This is a genomic window from Arthrobacter sp. cf158, from assembly GCF_900106835.1.
GTDB lineage: Bacteria > Actinomycetota > Actinomycetes > Actinomycetales > Micrococcaceae > Arthrobacter.
Window position 1 is genome coordinate 516788 of the sequence record NZ_FNNR01000001.1, and the last position, 17537, is coordinate 534324.

Here is a 17537-nt window from a genome sequence, read left to right on the forward strand (position 1 = left end):
AAGTGTCTCCGGCTCTGTAGCTGATTTTCGCTGGCACAGTTCGTTCACGGTTAAGTAGCTTCCGTACAAAGAACAGGCCCCGATGGCCAGTCTAGTGACGCCTTTGCCGCGAACCGCTGTAGAAACCCTACAATTTTCAGCGTCCAAGCCAAAGCCAATGCTATGTTACCCGTCAGTAACATAGTTGGGCTAGAGTGTCCCCATGACTTCAAGCAACGACGCTTCCAGCGCACTTTCGCAGGCAGAGACTCCCTACGTGGCCACCGCTTCGCTCAAGGGCAGGACCATCCTGATGTCCGGTGGCAGCCGCGGCATCGGACTGGCCATCGCCACCCGCGCAGCCCGCGACGGCGCCAACATTGTGATCATGGCGAAGACCGGCGATCCTCATCCCAAACTCGAGGGCACTGTCTTTACCGCCGCGGAACAACTGGTGGAAGCAGGGGGCCAGGCCCTGCCGCTCGTGGGGGACGTCCGCAATGACGACGACGTCGCTGCCGCGGTGGCCGCCGCCGTCGAGCGTTTCGGTGGGATCGACGTCGTCGTCAACAATGCCTCCGCAATTGATCTTTCGCGCACTGACGCCGTGGACATGAAGCGCTATGACCTCATGCAGGACATCAATGTCCGTGGCACGTTCCTGCTCTCCAAGCTGGCCCTGCCGGCCCTGCGGGAATCTGCGCACGGCCACATTCTCACGCTGTCGCCGCCCCTCAACCTGGATCCCAAATGGGCCGGGATGCACCTGGCATACACCATGGCCAAGTACGGGATGAGCCTCACTACCTTGGGACTCGCTGAAGAGCTGAAGGGCGACGGAGTATCAGTGAACTCGCTCTGGCCATGCACCCTCATTGACACAGCAGCCATCCGGAACATGCCCGGTGGGCAGCAGATCGTGCAAGCAGCACGTGGACCGGAAATCATGGCCGACGCCGCACACGCAGTGCTGACCGGCTCGGGCGCCACCGGGAAGTTCTTTACAGACGAGGAAGTGCTTCGCGCTGCCGGAGTATCAGACTTCACCCCGTACAGCCTTGGCGCGCCCGAGGACCGCCTGGTGCCGGACATCTTTCTCTAGGCGAATCTCCGGGCAGATTTCTCTGGGCGGATTCCCAGACGCATTTCAGGGCCGGCGCCGTTCCGGGCGCGCCGCAACTGGATAGGATTCAGCTATGGATGCCGAACAGTCAGACAGCAGCGAACCGCAGGTCCCCTCCGCCGGGAGCAATCGGCCCACCTTGGACCGTGAGTCGCTGCTGCAGCCGGAATTCCTGTCAGCCACCGGCATTTCGCAGTTGACCATCGTCGAATCCACAGGGTCCACCAACCAGGACCTGGTGCGGGCCGTTACGGTGGAGCCGAAAAACTGGGGAGACCTCGCGGTATTGACTGCCGAACACCAGACTGCTGCCCGCGGACGGCTGGACAGGCAGTGGGAATCGCCGGAGCGTTCCGCGGTGTCCGTGTCCATGGTGCTTCGGCCTGTCACCGCAGAAGGCATGCCGGTGCCGACGCAGAGCTACTCGTGGCTTTCCCTTCTTGCGGCCGTGGCCCTGCGCGAGGCCTTGCAGGAAACCGCCGGCGTAACAGCCGAGATCAAATGGCCCAATGATGTCCTGGTTAAGGGCCGCAAGGTGGCGGGCATTCTGGCGCAGATGACGCCCCTGGCCGATGGGTCCGTTCCCGCCGTGATCCTTGGCGTAGGCCTCAACGTCAGCCTGGCCGAGGATGAGTTGCCCGTCCCCACGGCAACATCTCTCGCCTTGGAAGGAGCCACGACGACGGACCGCACCGCGCTGCTGAAGAGCTATCTTTCGCGTTTTGCCCGGCTTTACCGCAGTTTTTGCAATTCCGAAGGGGACCCGGCCGCGGGCTTGGCAGGTGGGCCGTCCCTGCACAAGCGGGTGGAATCTGCCATGGTGACGTTGGGCCGCGAAGTGCGCGCCCACTTGCCCGGTGACAACGAGCTGGTGGGGCACGCCTCGCGCCTTGATGAGCACGGCTCGTTGCTGGTGGTGGACCACGGCGGCAGGGAGCACGTCATAACGGCCGGGGATGTGGTGCACTTGCGCGCCACGGAAAGCGGTTATGCGTAAAGAGCTGCTTCCGGGGGAGCAGGTCATCACCATCACGCGTCAACAGGCCCGCTCACTCTTTTTCCCGGTGCTGGCCTTCATTGTGGTTCCGGCTGTGGCGGCCTACGCCTGTGCCTGGGTAGTCAAGGGAAATGCGCAGCGGCTTGCGCCATTCATTACAGTGGAATGGACGCCGTGGCTGATGGGAACTGCAGTGGTGCTCGCCGCGTGGCTGCTCATTGCTTACAGCGTTAGGAGGGTGGTGCGGTGGCGTTCCGCCCGGTACATCCTGACGAGCCGGCGGATACTTGCCAAATACGGAATGTTTCGGCGTCGCGACTGGCAGGTGTCCCTGATGACGGTCCGCCATGTGGAGGTCCATCAGAGCTTCATCCAGCGGACATTGCACTCAGGGAATATATCCTTGGATACCGGGCACTCCGGAACGGCCGTCCTGGCCGACGTTCCCGAGGTTGGGAAGTTCAGGGGCTTCATTCTTGACGCCATGGACGAACTCCCGCAGGGTGAGGTTTTTGAGGGTGAAGTACTGAGGGATTTTGAAGAATTGCCGTGGGAGCTGAGAGAAGGTGGAAGAGATGAGCGTTGAGGATCAGCAGTCCGGCGAGGACCTGGACCAGGAGTTCGACGCCGTACCCGAGCCTTCCGTGGATGAGGACACCGAAGCCGCGCCCGCACCGGTACCCACCGGGCCGCCCACTGGCGTGATGTCCGCCGAACGTCTGGCTATCAAGGCGCTTGAGTCAAAGCTTCTGGGTGGCGAACGCAAGCTGCGTCGCCGCGAAGTTGCCGCAGGCGCCGGTGTGTCCATCCTGTCCGCGCGGAAAATTTGGCGCGCGCTGGGCTTCCCCAACTTCGGCGATGAGGACGTTGCTTTTACCGAGCGCGACCAAGCAGCCTTGTCCAGCATTCTGGACCTGGTCCGGGCAGGCCTGCTGACCGAAGAAGCGGCCATCTCAGTGACACGTTCCATTGGCCAGATGACGGACCGCATGGTGGTCTGGCAGATTGAAGCCTTGGTGGAGGACATGGTCTCCGAGCAGGGGATTCCTGATGCCGTGGCCCGTAAGCAGCTTGTGGGGCGTCTGCCGTCCTTGGTGGATTCCCTGGAAGAAATCCTGGTCTACTCCTACCGCCGCCAGCTCAATGCGGGCGTCCAGCGGCTGGCAGTTCGGGCCGAAGCCGGATTGCAGGCAAGCGAAGAGGGGCGCGAAGGCGACGAGGACGATTCACCGCTGCCCTTGGCCCGCGCCGTCGGTTTCGCGGACCTGGTGTCCTACACCAGCCTCTCGCGCCGCATGAACGAGAAAACGTTGGCCCAGCTGGTGCAGCGCTTCGAGAACAAGTGTGCCGAGATTATTTCCGTGGGTGGCGGCCGCCTGGTCAAGACCGTGGGCGACGAAGTCCTGTATATCGCCGAGACGCCTGCTGCCGGCGCAGAGATTTCATTGGCGCTGGCGCAAGCCTTCACCGAGGATGAAATCCTGCCGCAATGCCGTGTATCCATGGTGTGGGGCCGGATCCTTTCGCGGCTTGGCGACATTTATGGTCCCACTGTGAACTTGGCGGCCCGCCTCACCACACTGGCCCAGCCCGGCACCGTGCTGGTTGATGCGATGACCGCAGCTGCCCTGGGACAAGATGACCGGTTTGTACTGGTTCCCCAAAAATCAGAGAATGTCCGGGGCTTCGGCGAGATCCACCCTGTGATGCTTGCGCGTGGCCGCGGCAAGGGCCTGGTGCTCGACTAGACCCTGCCGTGACCTGGACCCTGCCGTGATCTGGACCCCGCTGTGACATAGTCCACATGACTCAGCCTTAGCAAATCGATGGATTAACCCGGTAGTCTGGGGTTGTTTGTGTCGTGATTGCCGTGGGGGCGGGCATCGGCGCTTTTAAGCTGCCAATTTGTGGGGGAATGTGGGATGGCTCTGCCAAACGGGTCCGGCAAACGCCGTGCCGTTAACCGCCGACGGAAGGTCATCACGGCTACGGCGTTCACTGCGGCCGCAGCCGTCCTGGTGACCGGCGCAATCCTCTACCCTGGCTTCAAAACCACGGACGTTGAACTCAATGACGGCGGCGTGTGGGTGGTCAGCAAGTCCAAGAACGCCGCTGGCAGGCTCAACTACCCCTCCAAGTCGCTGGACGGGGCAGTGACCCCGGCGAGCACCAACTTCGACATCCTCCAGCAGGCCGGCGACATCTTCATTGACGACTCCGATGCCGGCACTATCAACCCCGTCAGTGCTGCCAACATGCGCCTCGGGGGAGACCAAAAGCTGCCCGGTGCCGCAGACGTCAGTTTTGGCAACAAGGTTTTGGCGGTCACCGACCCGGCCAAGGGCAAAGTCTGGGCTGTTTCTCCGAGCTCCCTTGGCGGCTTCAGTGACGAATCCGAGCCACTGTTCGAACAGTCCCCGGGCCTGGTATCGGTGGTTGGCAGTAACGACACCATCCACACCCTTGATCCGGCAACGGGCGCGTTGACGGCCACCAGAGTGGACGCCGACGGCAAGGCTGTGGACTCCCAGGTCCGGAAAGACGACGCGTTGAAGGCCGGTGGCAAGGTCCAGCTGGCGGCTGTGGGCGACAAAGCAGTGGTCCTCAATGAAGAAACAGGGGACATTGTCCTGCCCGGCGGCAGCAAGGTGCACTTGGACGATGCCCGGGAAGCCAAGCTGCAGCAGAGTGGACCGGCCGCGGATTTTGTTGCCATCGCCACATCCAAGGCATTGCTCCTGCAGCCCTTGGACGGCGGGACGGCAAAAACCATCCAGGCGGACGGTCAAGGAATTCCTGCCGCTCCTGTCCACTTGGGGTCCTGCACCTATGCCGCGTGGTCCGGAGCCAACAAATACGTCCGGGAATGCGGCAACGAAGCAGACAACAAGCGATCGGACGTCCCCAAGGCGAGTGCATCGCCGTCGTACGTTTTCCGGGTCAACCGGGATCTGGTGGTGCTGAACGACGTCAACTCCGGCAACGTCTGGATGGTTAACCAGAACATGCAGTTGGTCAACAACTGGGACGACGTCATCCCTCCGCAGCAAACGTCTGACGACGCCGAGAAGGACTCCGCGGACGAAGTCCAGCAGACGGTCCTCCCGGACCGCAGCAAACCGAACACGGTGCCGGTTGCCAAGCCCGATTCCTTTGGGGTCCGGGCGGGCAAAACCACCATCCTGCCCGTCCTGGACAACGATGCCGACGCGGATGGCGACGTCCTGACTGTCAGCAACAGCGAGCCACTGAAATCGGGTGCGCTGTCCGCCGTCTATGGTGGCACCGGCTTCCAGATCACCGTGCCCGCCGGAACCACGGGGTCGGAGCGCTTCAAGTACACCGTTGACGATGGCCGCGACGGAACCGCGAGTGCCGAGGTGGACCTGCGCGTAGTTCCCTCCGAGGAAAACAACGCGCCTCAACCAAAGCCCAACCGGAATAACGCGCTGGTGGTCCAATCCGGCAAGATCGCCAGCCAGTATGTCCTCACGGATTGGATAGACCCGGACGGCGATGACATCTTCGCCGTCGCCGTCTCCAGCAGCGACCCTGCAGACCAGGTACGGATCCGGCCCGACGGTTTGCTCACGTTCCAGGACTCGGGCGCAGGCCCGGGCCGGAAAACCCTGACAGTGAGCATCTCCGACGGATCCCTGACAACGCAGGGACAAATCAGTGTTGACGTCCGTGGTGCCGGGGCACTCCCGCCCGTTGCGAACGCGGACCACGTGGTAGCTGTCGCCGGCCAGGACACCGTGATCGCACCGCTCAAGAATGACACTGACCCCCAGGGCGGAACCCTTCGGCTTGCCCAGGCACAACCGGACGAGCAATCGACCGCAGTGGTAGGACCGGACCAGCAGACGTTTACCTTCAACTCCACCGCGTTGGGCGCCCACTACGTCACTTATATGGTGACCAACGGACCTGCCAGCGCGCAGCAACTGGTGAGGGTGGACGTCGTATCCGGGAACAGCGACGGCGCGCCCGTGGCGGTCCGCGATATTGCGCTCCTGCCCAGCGGTGGAAGCGTAGTTGTGGACGTGCTGGGCAATGACTCAGACCCAAGCGGTGGCGTCCTGGTGGTGCAGTCCGTGACGGCCGCCGACGGACTTCCCGTTTCCGTGGCAGTACTGGACCACTCGGTCATCAAGATCACCGATCTTCGCGCCGAGGGTCAGCTTTCGCTCAAATACACCATTTCCAACGGTAAAGCGTCCGCCACCGGGGATATCTCCGTCCAGGTGGTCCCCGCGCCCACCAAGCTTCAAGCCCCGCAAGCCAAACCGGATGAAGTCTCTGTCCGCGTCGGCGACGTCGTGACCATCCCAGTGTTGGAGAACGATACCGATCCCAATGGCGGAGAGCTCACCCTGGACCCAGTGTTGGCACAGCAACCGGACGAGGCTGCGGGCCGAATGTTCGTTGCCGGGAACACCTTGCGGTTCATTTCGGGTGAGGAGCCCACCACTGTCTATGCCATCTACAAGGTCAGCAACGATTCCGGGCAGACAGATTCCCAGCAAGTCACCATCCGCGTCCGTGGCCGCGACGATGCAACCAACACCAGGCCGGAGCCGCGCAACCTGACTGCCAGGGTGGTTGCGGGCATGACCGTGAAGGTTCCGGTCCCCTTGGACGGCATTGACGCCGACGGCGACTCCGTCCAGCTCATCGGCATCGACAAAGCTCCCGAACTCGGAACCGCCATCCTTCGCGACGGTTACCTGGAATACACGGCCGGCGGCCAGTCCGCAGGGACGGACACTTTCAGCTACCGTGTCCGGGACCGCATAGGTGCCGAGAACACGGGCACGGTGATCGTGGGCATAGCGCCCGCCGAAGCCGACAACCAGAAACCAATCGCCGTGGATGACGTCATCGACGTCCGTCCCGGACGCCGTGTGGCCGTAGACGCACTGAAGAACGACTCAGATCCCGACGGCGACCCCATCGGTTTGGTGCCGACGTTCGAGGCGAAGCCGGAGCTACACGTGGAAGCGGCCGCCGGAAAAGTGGTGCTGACCGCGCCCGGCGCAGCTGGCACCGAAAGCATCAACTATCGGATCCAGGACGACAAGAAGGCCGAGGCTTCGGCCGTGATCCGCGTCCAGGCCAGTCCCACAGCGCCGCTCCATGCCCCCGTGGCCGTGGATGACAGGATCACGCTCGCCGAAACCCTGGGCAAAACGGCGGTGGACGTTCCGGTGCTGAAAAACGACTCGGACCCGGACGGCGTGGCAGAGGACCTGAAGATCTCCTTGCCTGATGGAAACCCGAATGCCAGGGTGGGAGCCGCCGGCAACGTGGTGGTGACTTTGGTCCCTCAGGATCAGTTGATTCCGTACACGGTGACCGACATTGACGGCCAGACCGCCACCGCAGTGATGTGGATTCCAGGCCAAGGACTCCAGTACCCGACACTCTCCAAGACCGATGTTGTTGAGGTCACTGCGGGGGAGGAGATCACCCTGGCCTTGCGGGACTATGTCAAGGTCCGGGAAGGACGCCAGCCGCGCATCACAGTCGCGGACAAGATCCGTGTTCAGGGCGGCGACTCAGCCAACGTCATCGCAGGCGATGGAACAGCGCTGAGATATGCGGCCCAGGCCGAGTACGCGGGTCCTGGCTCCATCACTTTCGAAGTGACCGACGGCAGTGGGCCCGATGACGCCGAAGGCCTGAAATCCACGCTGACCATTCTCACCAAAGTGCTCCCTGACCCCGATGCCAACCATCCGCCGACGTTTAGCGGCGCGGCCATCGAGGCCCCCAAGGGCGACACCGTCGAGTTGGACCTTGCCAACCTCGCTGCGGACGTCGATCAGAAAGACCAAGGCAAACTTACCTTCAGCCTGGATGGTGGAATGCCCGGTGGATTCGACGCTCGGATCGAAGGCAGCGTGCTGAAAGTCACCCCCGGTGGCTCGCTCAACCCCGGGGCACGCGGCACTTTGCCCCTGCAGGTGACCGACGGCCGCTCTGAGCCGGTCAAAGCCGCTGTCACAGTCACAGTGGTTTCTTCCAACCGGCCCAAGCCTGCAGCCAACGACGACGTTGTGGACAAAGCGGACGCCGGCAAGACCCAGACCATCAACGTGCTGGGGAACGACTTCAACCCCTTCAGCGAACCTCTGACGATCGTGTCCGCAGTGGTTGAGACCGGAAGCGCCTCCGGCACTCCGGCCATTTCCGGCGATTCGATCACGGTGACACCGGCTGACGGCTTCAAGGGAGTCCTGGTGGCCAGGTACACCATCAAGGACAAAACCGACGATCCCAGCCGCCAGTCCGTTGGCCGCGTACGGATCACGGTCCGCGACAAACCTGACGCTCCTTCTGCCCCGGCAGCTACGGATGTACGCAGCCGGACTGCCGTGCTCAAGTGGGCGCCGCCGTCGGACAATGGCGCAGCCATCACTAAATACACGGTGAAATCTGCCGGCTTCCAACAGGAGTGCCCCACCACTACCTGCACGTTGACCGGGCTGACCAACAACGTCAAGTACGTTTTCACCGTGGTTGCCACCAATGAGGTAGGCGATTCGCAGCCGTCCGTAGCCTCCAACGAGATCACTCCGGATGAGAAGCCGTCACCGCCGGGCGTCCCCACGGTCAAGGCAGGCGACAAGGAGATGGCTATTACCTGGACTCCCGCCAAGACTGAGGGCTCCCCGGTGAAGCACTACAACCTGGAGATCTCGCCGCCACCCGCCAACGGCGTCGCGGTCAAGAATGAGGTCACCGGGCTGAGCTACACGTGGCCGGGCCTGAGTAACGGCGTGAAGTACAAGGTCCGTGCCCAGGCCGTCAATGAACTCGGTCCCTCTGATTGGGGTCTGTATTCCGCCGAAGATCACCCGGCCGGGATCCCCGGCGCCCCAGCGGCGCCGAGCACCGTCGTCGTATCCTCCGTTGGTTCTCAGAACCAGCTCCGGGCGGACTGGGCAGAGCCGGATATCAACGGCGACCCCATCAAGAATTACTACGTCACCATGAGCGGTGGAACCGGAGCGGCGCAAACGCAGACCATCCCCGGAAACGTCCGCACGGCCACCTTTACCGCCGGCAACTCAGAAGCCGCCTACACGTTCACGGTGCAGGCTGAGAACAAGGCCGGCAAGGGCGCAGTCAGTGCGGCGTCAGCTCCCCGGCGGGCCACCGGCAAGCTCGGCACGGTGGGCAACGTGAGCGCGACGCCGGCCAACACAGGCGCTGCGGGCGGGCAGATCACCATTAACTTCACCGCATTGGGCCCGGCTCAACGCAACGGCTCCAAAGCCAATGAAGTTAGCTACACCTACTCGGCAGGCGGACGCTCCGGTGCCATCCAGCCCGGACAGACAGTGGGTGGCTTCACCAACGGGCAGGCGACCAACGTGACCGTGACGGCGCACTCCACCGTGGCACCCAACTCGGACGCCAGCGCGCCCGCGACGGCAACGCCTTACGGATCGCCGGGTACGCCGTCGGCATCCGGTTCCAATGGCGCTGTGAATCAGAAATCGGTGACCTTCAACTGGTCCTCGCCCGGTGCAGGTACCAACGATGTCAAGACCACGAAGATCCGGATCGACGGCGGTGGTTGGGAGACAGTGGGTGCTTCTGGCAGCCGAACCATCAACACAGCCGGGTGGGAAGAAGGGCACAGCATCAGCGTGCAGACCTTCAACTCCCTGGGCACCGGCGGGGGCATTGCCACTGCTAATGCCACCTCCGGACGGCAGGGCCAGTGGACCACCACCATGAACCCCGGAGCGGTGGTTCGATCCTGCAGCTATGCTCTGGGCAGCGCGAGCTATCGGGAATCGGACAGAACCTGTGACGGCAAGGGCGGTAACCAGCCCCCGTGGTTCTACTCCGCTGATCAGGGACCGCTGGTAGTGCGGTGTTACATCGACCAGTCAGATCATGTCGTTGGCATGTTCCGCTGGTGGCGCATCGAATCCGGGTCCTACCGCAACGTGGGCCGGTACATCATCGCAGGTCACACCAATCTTCCGGATCCTGCTGGCATCGGAGCGCCCCCATGCTGACCGTGACGCCATGCGAACGGGCACTTGTCCCCATCGCGCATCCGCCTGCAAAGAAAGTAGGCTGTCAAAGCCAATGGATAGCCCGGTCTCGGGTTTCCTTGGCTGGCCGTGGGGCGCGTGGGATATTCTTAGTGACTGAAAATTCCGCCGCCGTATGGGGGTACTGCGGAATGCACGGCTGCCGGCACATGTCGGTTGGCCCGGAAGTCGCTGGGGGGCGGCTAAACACAAAGGGAATTCTGGGGCTGTGACAACTTTCTTCGGCAAGCTGGGGCTGAAAAAGCGTCAAAACAAGAAACTCGTATCGGGCATAGCTGTGACTGCGGCAGGCGCCGTCCTCGTCGCAGGCGCTGTGCTGTACCCGGGGTTCAAGACCACCGAGGTGGACCTGAACGACGGCGGTGTGTGGGTAGTGAGCAAAACCAAGAACGCCGTGGGCCGGTTGAACTACCCGTCCCGCGTGCTTGACGGTGCCGTCACTCCTGCCACCACAACGTTCGACGTCCTGCAGCACGACGGCAACGTGTTCGTTGACGACGAGTCCGGCTCCACCATCAACCAGGTATCGGCCGCGAACCTGAAGCTGGGCGGCGATAAGCAACTGCCGTCGTCGTCCCAAGTCAGTTACGGTTCCACAGTCCTCTCGGTGACCGATCCCGCCCGCGGCAAGGTGTGGGCGTTGTCTCCCTCCACCGTGAACGGCTTCGACGAAGAAGGAACCGAGCCCGTCCTGACGGGCAACCAGGGCCTGGTGTCGGCAGTGGGCCAGGACAACCGCATCTACACAGCCGATCCCGGCAAGGGCGAAATCACGGTCACCACCGTTGATGCCAACGGCGAGCGGACCGACTCCGAGGTCACGTCAGTGGAGGACCTCAAGGGTGCGGGCGACCTCCAAATTGCAGTCGTAGGGGACAAGCCCGTTGTCCTTGACGCCGCTTCCGGAAACCTGTTCCTGCCCGGCGGACGCAAGCTCCAGTTGCAGGACGCCCGCGAAGCCAAGCTCCAGCAGAGCAGCGAAGACAGCAGCTACGTCGCCATCGCCACGCGTAAAGCACTCCTGAAGCAGCCCTTGGATGGCTCCACCGCAGCAACAGTCAACGCAGACGGCGAAGGCGTTCCCGCCGCTCCCGTGCAGGTGAGCAAGTGTGTCCACTCCGCGTGGTCCGGAGCCAACAAATACGTCCGCGACTGCGACAACGACGCCGACGACAAGAAGAACGATGTCCCCAAGGCCAGTGCATCACCAAGCTACGTGTTCCGCGTTAACCGCGACCTCGTAGTCCTGAACGACGTGAACTCGGGCAGCGTATGGCTGGTCAACCAGAACATGCAGCTCGTCAACAATTGGGACGACGTTGTCCCGCCCAAAAACCAGTCCGATGACCAGGACCAGGAGTCTGCGGACAACAACACCATCAACGTCCTCCCTGACCGGACCAAGCCGAACCGTCCGCCGGAAACCAAGCCTGACGAGTTCGGCGTCCGTCCCGGACGGACCTCCATCCTGAGCGTCCTGGACAATGACTCAGACCCCGACGGCGATGTCCTCACCGCATCGGTGGGAGCCAATGGACCCAAGGCAGGAGCGCTGGAAAACATCTACGGTGGCTCGGCGTTCCAAATCAAGGTTCCGGCAGATGCCAAGCCCGGCACGGAAGTCTTCGACTACAACGCTGCTGATGGTCGAAATTTGTCAGCGGGCGGCAAGGTGACCCTGCGGGTAGTGGCTCCCGAGGAGAACAAGCCTCCCTTCTTCAAACGCGGTGAGCCCACCACCATGTTGGTGGAACAGGGCAAGTCCGTCAGCCAGAACATCCTGACCGACTGGATGGACCCCGACGGTGACGACCTCGTCCTCCTCGACGCGAAATCGGACAACGACCAGGACCAGGTGAAGGTTCGCCGCGACGGCCTGCTCACATATCAGGATTCCGGCGCAGCTCCGGGCAAGAAGAACGTCACCATCACCGTCTGGGACGGCCGGGCCACCACCACAGGCCGTGTCGTGGTCAACGTCCAGCCACCTGGCGCCCTGGCGCCGGTGGTTAACGCCGATCACGTCACTGCAGTGGTAGGCCAGGACCTGGTCATCGCACCCTTGAAGAACGACGTTGATCCCAACGGCGGTGCCTTGCGTGTGGCCCACGTTGAAGCCGCGGGTCCAGCCGAGCTGGGTCCCGTGACCGACGGCGGCACTTTCACGTTCCGCAGCACCACGCCCGGACCTGTGTATCTCACCTACATCGCCAGCAACGGTCCCCAAAGCAGCCAAGGCCTGATCCGCGTTGACGTGGAGTCCGGCAAAGACTCGGGAGCCCCTGTCGCCGTCCATGACGTGGCGCTCCTTCCGGTCGGCGGCAGCGTGCTCGTTGATCCACTGGCTAACGACTCCGATCCGTCCGGTGGTGTGCTGGTGCTTCAGTCCGTCACCGTCCCGGATGGCTCGTCAGCCTCGGTCAGCGTGATTGACCACTCCGTCCTGCGCGTCACCGACGTGCTGGGCGCCAAGGAACCGTTCGTGTTCAGCTACACGATGTCCAATGGCCGGGCCTCGGCCACCGGAACAGTTGGCGTCGTCCCGGTGCCGGCCCCCGCCGTCGTCGAAGCTCCCCAACCAAAACCCGACGAGGTCAACGTCCGCGTCAACGACGTCGTGACCATTCCGGTCCTGGACAATGACTCGCACCCGCAGGGTGAAGAGCTGTCCGTCGATCCGGTGCTGGCACAGAGCATCCCGGAAGAAGACGGCAAGGCGTTTATTTCCGAGAAGACCCTCCGGTTCATTGCAGGTCCCACCCCCAAGACCGTGCGTGCCATCTACAACGCGGTGGACCCGCAAGGCCAGAAGAGCGCCGCGGCGGTGACCATCCACATCCTGCCGCTTGAAGGTGCCCAAAACTCCCGGCCGCAACCGCAGAACCTTACGGCGCGCGTGGTGGCCGGTGGCAGCGTCCGGATTCCGGTTCCGCTGGACGGCATCGATCCCGACGGCGATTCCGTGCAACTCACCGGCATCGACAGCACACCCACCATGGGAACTGCGACGGCGGGCAGCAGCTTCATCGACTTCGTCGCCGCCGGTGACGGGGCCGGTACGGATACGTTCCGGTACAAGGTGATCGATCGCCAAGGTGCGGTCAACACCGGAACAGTGACGGTGGGCGTCGCTCCTCGTGGCGACGACAACCAGAAGCCTGCGCCCGTGGATGACGAGGTCAAGGTCCGCCCGGGGCGCCAGATCGCCGTGGACGCCACAGCCAACGACACCGATCCTGATGGTGACATCATCCGCATCCTGACGGACAGCATCGAAGCCGATGCCGGCCTGGATGCCCAAGTCAGCAAGACCAGCGGCCGCATCCTGGTGACGGCACCTGCCGCCGAGGGGACCGTCAATGTCCGCTACTCCGTAGCCGATGACCGGGACGCAGTGGGCAACGCCAGCATTCGCGTGATCGTCAAGAACGACATCCCCCTGCAGGCCCCCATTGCCCGTGATGATCGAGTGACGTCGGCACAGACGCTCGGCAAGACCGCCGTGGATGTACCAGTCCTCAAGAACGACGAAGATCCTGACGGCGTGGGGGAGAACCTCAAGGTCAGCACAGGCTCGGAAACGGCCCGCCCGGGTTCCGAAGGCAACGTCATTGTTGAGCTCACCGAACAACCGCAACTTGTTCCGTACACCGTGGAGGACGTGGATGGGCAGAAATCCACGGCCATCATCTGGGTCCCCGGCATCGGCCAGCAGGTTCCGACGCTCGCCAAGGACGAGGTGGTGGAGCTCGTCTCCGGCCAGTCCGTCACCGTGGATCTGGCGGATTGGGTGAAGGTCCGTGACGGCCGCTCACCCCGCCTGACCCAGACCGACCGCATCAAGCTCATCGGTGCCGACGGCAGCGACCCCGTGGCCAATGGCGGTTCTTCCATCAAGTACACCGCCGGGGCCGAGTATGTTGGGCCCGGTTCCATCAGCTTTGAAGTGACGGACGGTACTGGTCCGGACGATCCCAATGGATTGAAGTCGACACTGAGCATCCGCACCAAGGTGCTGCCTGACCCCAACAAGAACAACCCGCCTGTGCTCCTGGGCAGTGACGTTGAGGTGCCCAAGGGCGACTCGGCCAGCCTGGACTTGGGCAAGCTCACGTCCGATCCCGACTCCGATGACGTCCAGAACATGAAGTATGAACTGGTGGGCGCTGCTCCCGGTGGCTTCAGGGTCAGCGTCGACGGCCAGACCCTCAAGGTCTCTGCCGAGGATTCGGTGCAAATCGGCCAGGGCGGAACGGTCCAGGTGAAAGCCAAGGACCCGCGGGGGCTTGAAGCGCTGGCAACGTACAAGCTTTCTCTGTCGGCTTCCAACAGGCCCAAGCCAGTGGCCAATGATGATGTCGAACCGGACGCCCAGTCCGGGAAGCCTGTCACGGTCAACGCGTTGGCCAACGATTCCAATCCGTTCCCTGACACGCCATTGAAGATAGTCTCCGCGGTCACCGAAACGGGCCAGGGTACGGCCGAGGCCAGCGGTGGGAATGTGACCATCACGCCATCAGCGGGCTTCACCGGAACCATGGTTGTTGCGTACACAGTAGAGGACAAGACCGGGGAGCTCTCGCGCTACGCCACAGCCCGAATACGCCTGACGGTCAAAGACAAGCCGGCACCGCCCACCACGCCCCTCGCCCAGAGCGTGGGGGACCAGACGGCCTTGCTGACCTGGAACGCCCCCGCCGACCGTGGATCACCCATCACCAAGTACACCGTGTATGGCGAAGGCGGATTCAAGCAGGATTGCCCTGCCAACACGTGTACGTTGACCGGCCTGACCAACAACGTGAAGTACCACTTCGCAGTCACGGCCACCAACGCCATCAATGAATCCGAACGTTCTCCGGTATCCGCGGAGGTCCGTCCCGACGTCAAGCCGGACACCCCGGTTGCTCCGACCCTGAAATTTGGCGACAAGCAACTCTCCGTCGCCTGGGTACCCCCGGCCAGCAAGGGCTCGCCCATCAAGTCCTACGATCTCGAGATCTCCCCGGCACCGGCAGGGCAAAATCCGCAGATCCAAAACCTCACGGGCAACAGCCATGTCTGGACCGGACTGACCAACGGTGTGGCGTACAAGGTTCGGGTTCTGGCCCGAAACGACGCCAAGGAACCTTCCGAGTGGAGCCCGTATTCCGCTGCGGAAACCCCTGCCGGAGTGCCAGCCACCCCGGCTGCACCGTCGGTGTCGGGTGCCGGGTCCGTTGGCCCGCAAAGCCAGCTGCAGGTCAGCTGGAAGGCGCCCAACAACAACGGTGATGCCGTCTCTGCCTACACCTTGACCACCTACCGGGGCGGCGCCGTCGTTGCTTCCCAATCGGTGGCCGCAACCTCGCAGAACGTCACGGTCGCGAATGCCGAAGCCGACTACACGTTTACGGTCTCGGCGACCAACAAGGCCGGCGTCAGTGGCGTCAGCCAGCAGTCCGCTGCCATCCGGGCAGCGGGCAAACCCGGAACCGTGGGGAGTGGCTCCGTCGTGGCCACCGGGGCCAGCGGGCAACTCAGGGTCACCTTCACACCGCTCACGGCCGCAGAACGGAACGGCTCCCAGGACAACGAGATCACTTACCGTTGGCAGACCGCCAGCGGCTCGGGTCCCATTGGCCGCGGCGGCGGCGACATCGGTGGCCAGCCGAACGGCACCAACGTGGTGGTCAACATCATCGCAACCTCTGTGAAGAACGGCATGGCCGGCGATGCCAAGGCGATCGGTACGGGGAACCCTTACGGTCCGCCGAATGCCCCGAACGTGAGCGGTGGGAAGTCTGCCAAGGGCGACGGCCAAGTGCACTGGACGTGGAACAACCCGAACATGAACGGACGTCCTTTGGACCATTACGAGGTCAGCCTCGATAACGGTGGCTGGACCGGCGTGGGCAAGGCGAACAGCTTTGACGCGGCCGGTGGCGGCTGGGAGAAGACCCATCAGCTTAAGGTCAGGGCTGTGACCGTACTGGCCGGGCCAGGAAGCGGAAACGTCGCTGCCACCAGCGGTGCTGACCCCACCCCGCCACCACCTCCGGCTACCGAGATTCAGGCGCACAACAACACGTGCCCTGGAAAGCCCGGACAACCGGACACATACAACCCGAGCGGCCCGTCATGCGGCGTTGGCTGGGTGTCCCGTTCGGAGGGCAGGTTGAAGATTGACTGCACCAAGGACATCTACACCAACGGCACCCCCTGGTACCGCGTCACCGAGGGCAGCCACCCGGGCTGGTTCGTCAAGTCCACCACCGTGGACATTTACGGTGCCCGTCCCGGCGGCTGCTAGGCCATGACATCAACAACTTCATTCGAAACCCCCACCACAAGGAACAGGATCAACCGATGACCATGACAAACGAGCAAGCCGTATGGTTTGCAGAAACGTTCGAGAAGCTCGTGGCCAACGTGGGCAAGGCTGTCCTCGGCAAGGAACACGTCATTCGGCTGACCTTCACCGCGATGCTGGCAGAGGGCCACGTCCTGTTTGAGGATGCACCGGGCACGGGCAAGACCTCGCTGGCCCGCGCGTTGGCCGCAACGGTTCAGGGTTCGCATAACCGCATTCAGTTCACTCCTGACCTCCTGCCGTCCGACGTAACGGGTGTCACCATCTACGACCAAAAGACCCAGAAGTTTGAGTTCCACAAGGGTCCGGTGTTCAACAACATCGTCCTGGCCGATGAAATCAACCGTGCCTCCCCGAAGACCCAGTCAGCTTTGTTGGAGGTCATGGAGGAATCCAGGGTGACCGTGGATGGGACCACCTACGAGGCAGGCCGCCCGTTCATGGTGCTGGCAACCCAGAACCCGATCGAACAAGCCGGTACCTACCGCCTGCCCGAGGCGCAGCTGGACCGCTTCCTGATCAAGACGTCCATTGGCTACCCGGACCACGCCTCCACAGTTCGCCTGCTCGGTGGAGCGAATCTCAAGGACCGGTCCAAGGAACTCACCCCGCTGATCACCACGCAGGCAGTGGCGGACATGGCGGACCTCGCAGCCACAACCCACGTGGACACTGCCGTGCTTGAGTACATTTCCCGCCTGTGCGAGGAGACCCGCAATGCGGCGGAAACCCGTCTTGGTGTCTCCGTTCGTGGTGCACTTGCCATGGTTCGCGCCGCCAAGGTGTGGGCAGCGGGTCAGGGCAGGAACTTCGTGCTCCCGGACGACATCAAGGAACTGGCGCCGGTGGTCTGGACGCACCGTTTGGTGATGGATCCGGAAGCCGAATTCTCCGGAGCCACCCCCGACGTTGTCCTCAACCGGGTCCTGGCAGACGTCGCTGCCCCGCAGCAACGCGCCAGCGCCTAGGCAAGCCCGGCAACGCGTCATCTCCGCACCTGCACCCCAG

Annotated in this window: 7 protein-coding genes; all 7 read left to right on the forward strand. The window is 63.0% G+C overall.

Translation table 11 applies throughout. The features are described 5' to 3' along the window. Positions 1 to 202: 202 nt before the first annotated feature. The 7 genes from BLW08_RS02335 (at position 203) to BLW08_RS02365 (ending at position 17497) form a co-directional block, all read left to right on the forward strand. On the forward strand, positions 203 to 1081 hold the full coding sequence (locus tag BLW08_RS02335) for an SDR family oxidoreductase (RefSeq protein WP_090819550.1): 879 nt from the start codon (positions 203 to 205) through the stop codon (positions 1079 to 1081). 94 nt (positions 1082 to 1175) lie between these two features. After that, on the forward strand, positions 1176 to 2099 hold the full coding sequence (locus BLW08_RS02340; protein WP_090819548.1) for a biotin--[acetyl-CoA-carboxylase] ligase: 924 nt from the start codon (positions 1176 to 1178) through the stop codon (positions 2097 to 2099). Continuing rightward, positions 2092 to 2685 carry a PH domain-containing protein gene (locus tag BLW08_RS02345; RefSeq protein ID WP_090819545.1) on the forward strand — a complete coding sequence of 198 codons (594 nt, stop codon included), beginning with the start codon at positions 2092 to 2094 and terminating at the stop codon, positions 2683 to 2685. The genes BLW08_RS02340 and BLW08_RS02345 overlap by 8 nt, the downstream gene beginning before the upstream one ends. Beyond that, entirely contained in the window at positions 2675 to 3847 is a 1173-nt protein-coding gene (locus BLW08_RS02350) for an adenylate/guanylate cyclase domain-containing protein (protein ID WP_090819542.1), read from the forward strand. The genes BLW08_RS02345 and BLW08_RS02350 overlap by 11 nt, the downstream gene beginning before the upstream one ends. A gap of 174 nt (positions 3848 to 4021) precedes the next feature. Next, positions 4022 to 10138, forward strand: coding sequence for an Ig-like domain-containing protein (locus tag BLW08_RS02355; RefSeq protein WP_091323147.1), 6117 nt, complete (start codon positions 4022 to 4024; stop codon positions 10136 to 10138). Between the two features lie 247 nt (positions 10139 to 10385). Beyond that, positions 10386 to 16469 carry an Ig-like domain-containing protein gene (locus tag BLW08_RS02360; protein ID WP_175538548.1) on the forward strand — a complete coding sequence of 2028 codons (6084 nt, stop codon included), beginning with the start codon at positions 10386 to 10388 and terminating at the stop codon, positions 16467 to 16469. A 56-nt stretch (positions 16470 to 16525) separates the two neighbouring features. Continuing rightward, the gene (locus tag BLW08_RS02365; RefSeq protein ID WP_091323150.1) at positions 16526 to 17497 is read left to right on the forward strand and encodes an AAA family ATPase; all 972 of its coding nucleotides are present in this window, start codon (positions 16526 to 16528) and stop codon (positions 17495 to 17497) included. The last annotated feature ends 40 nt before the right edge of the window (positions 17498 to 17537 follow it).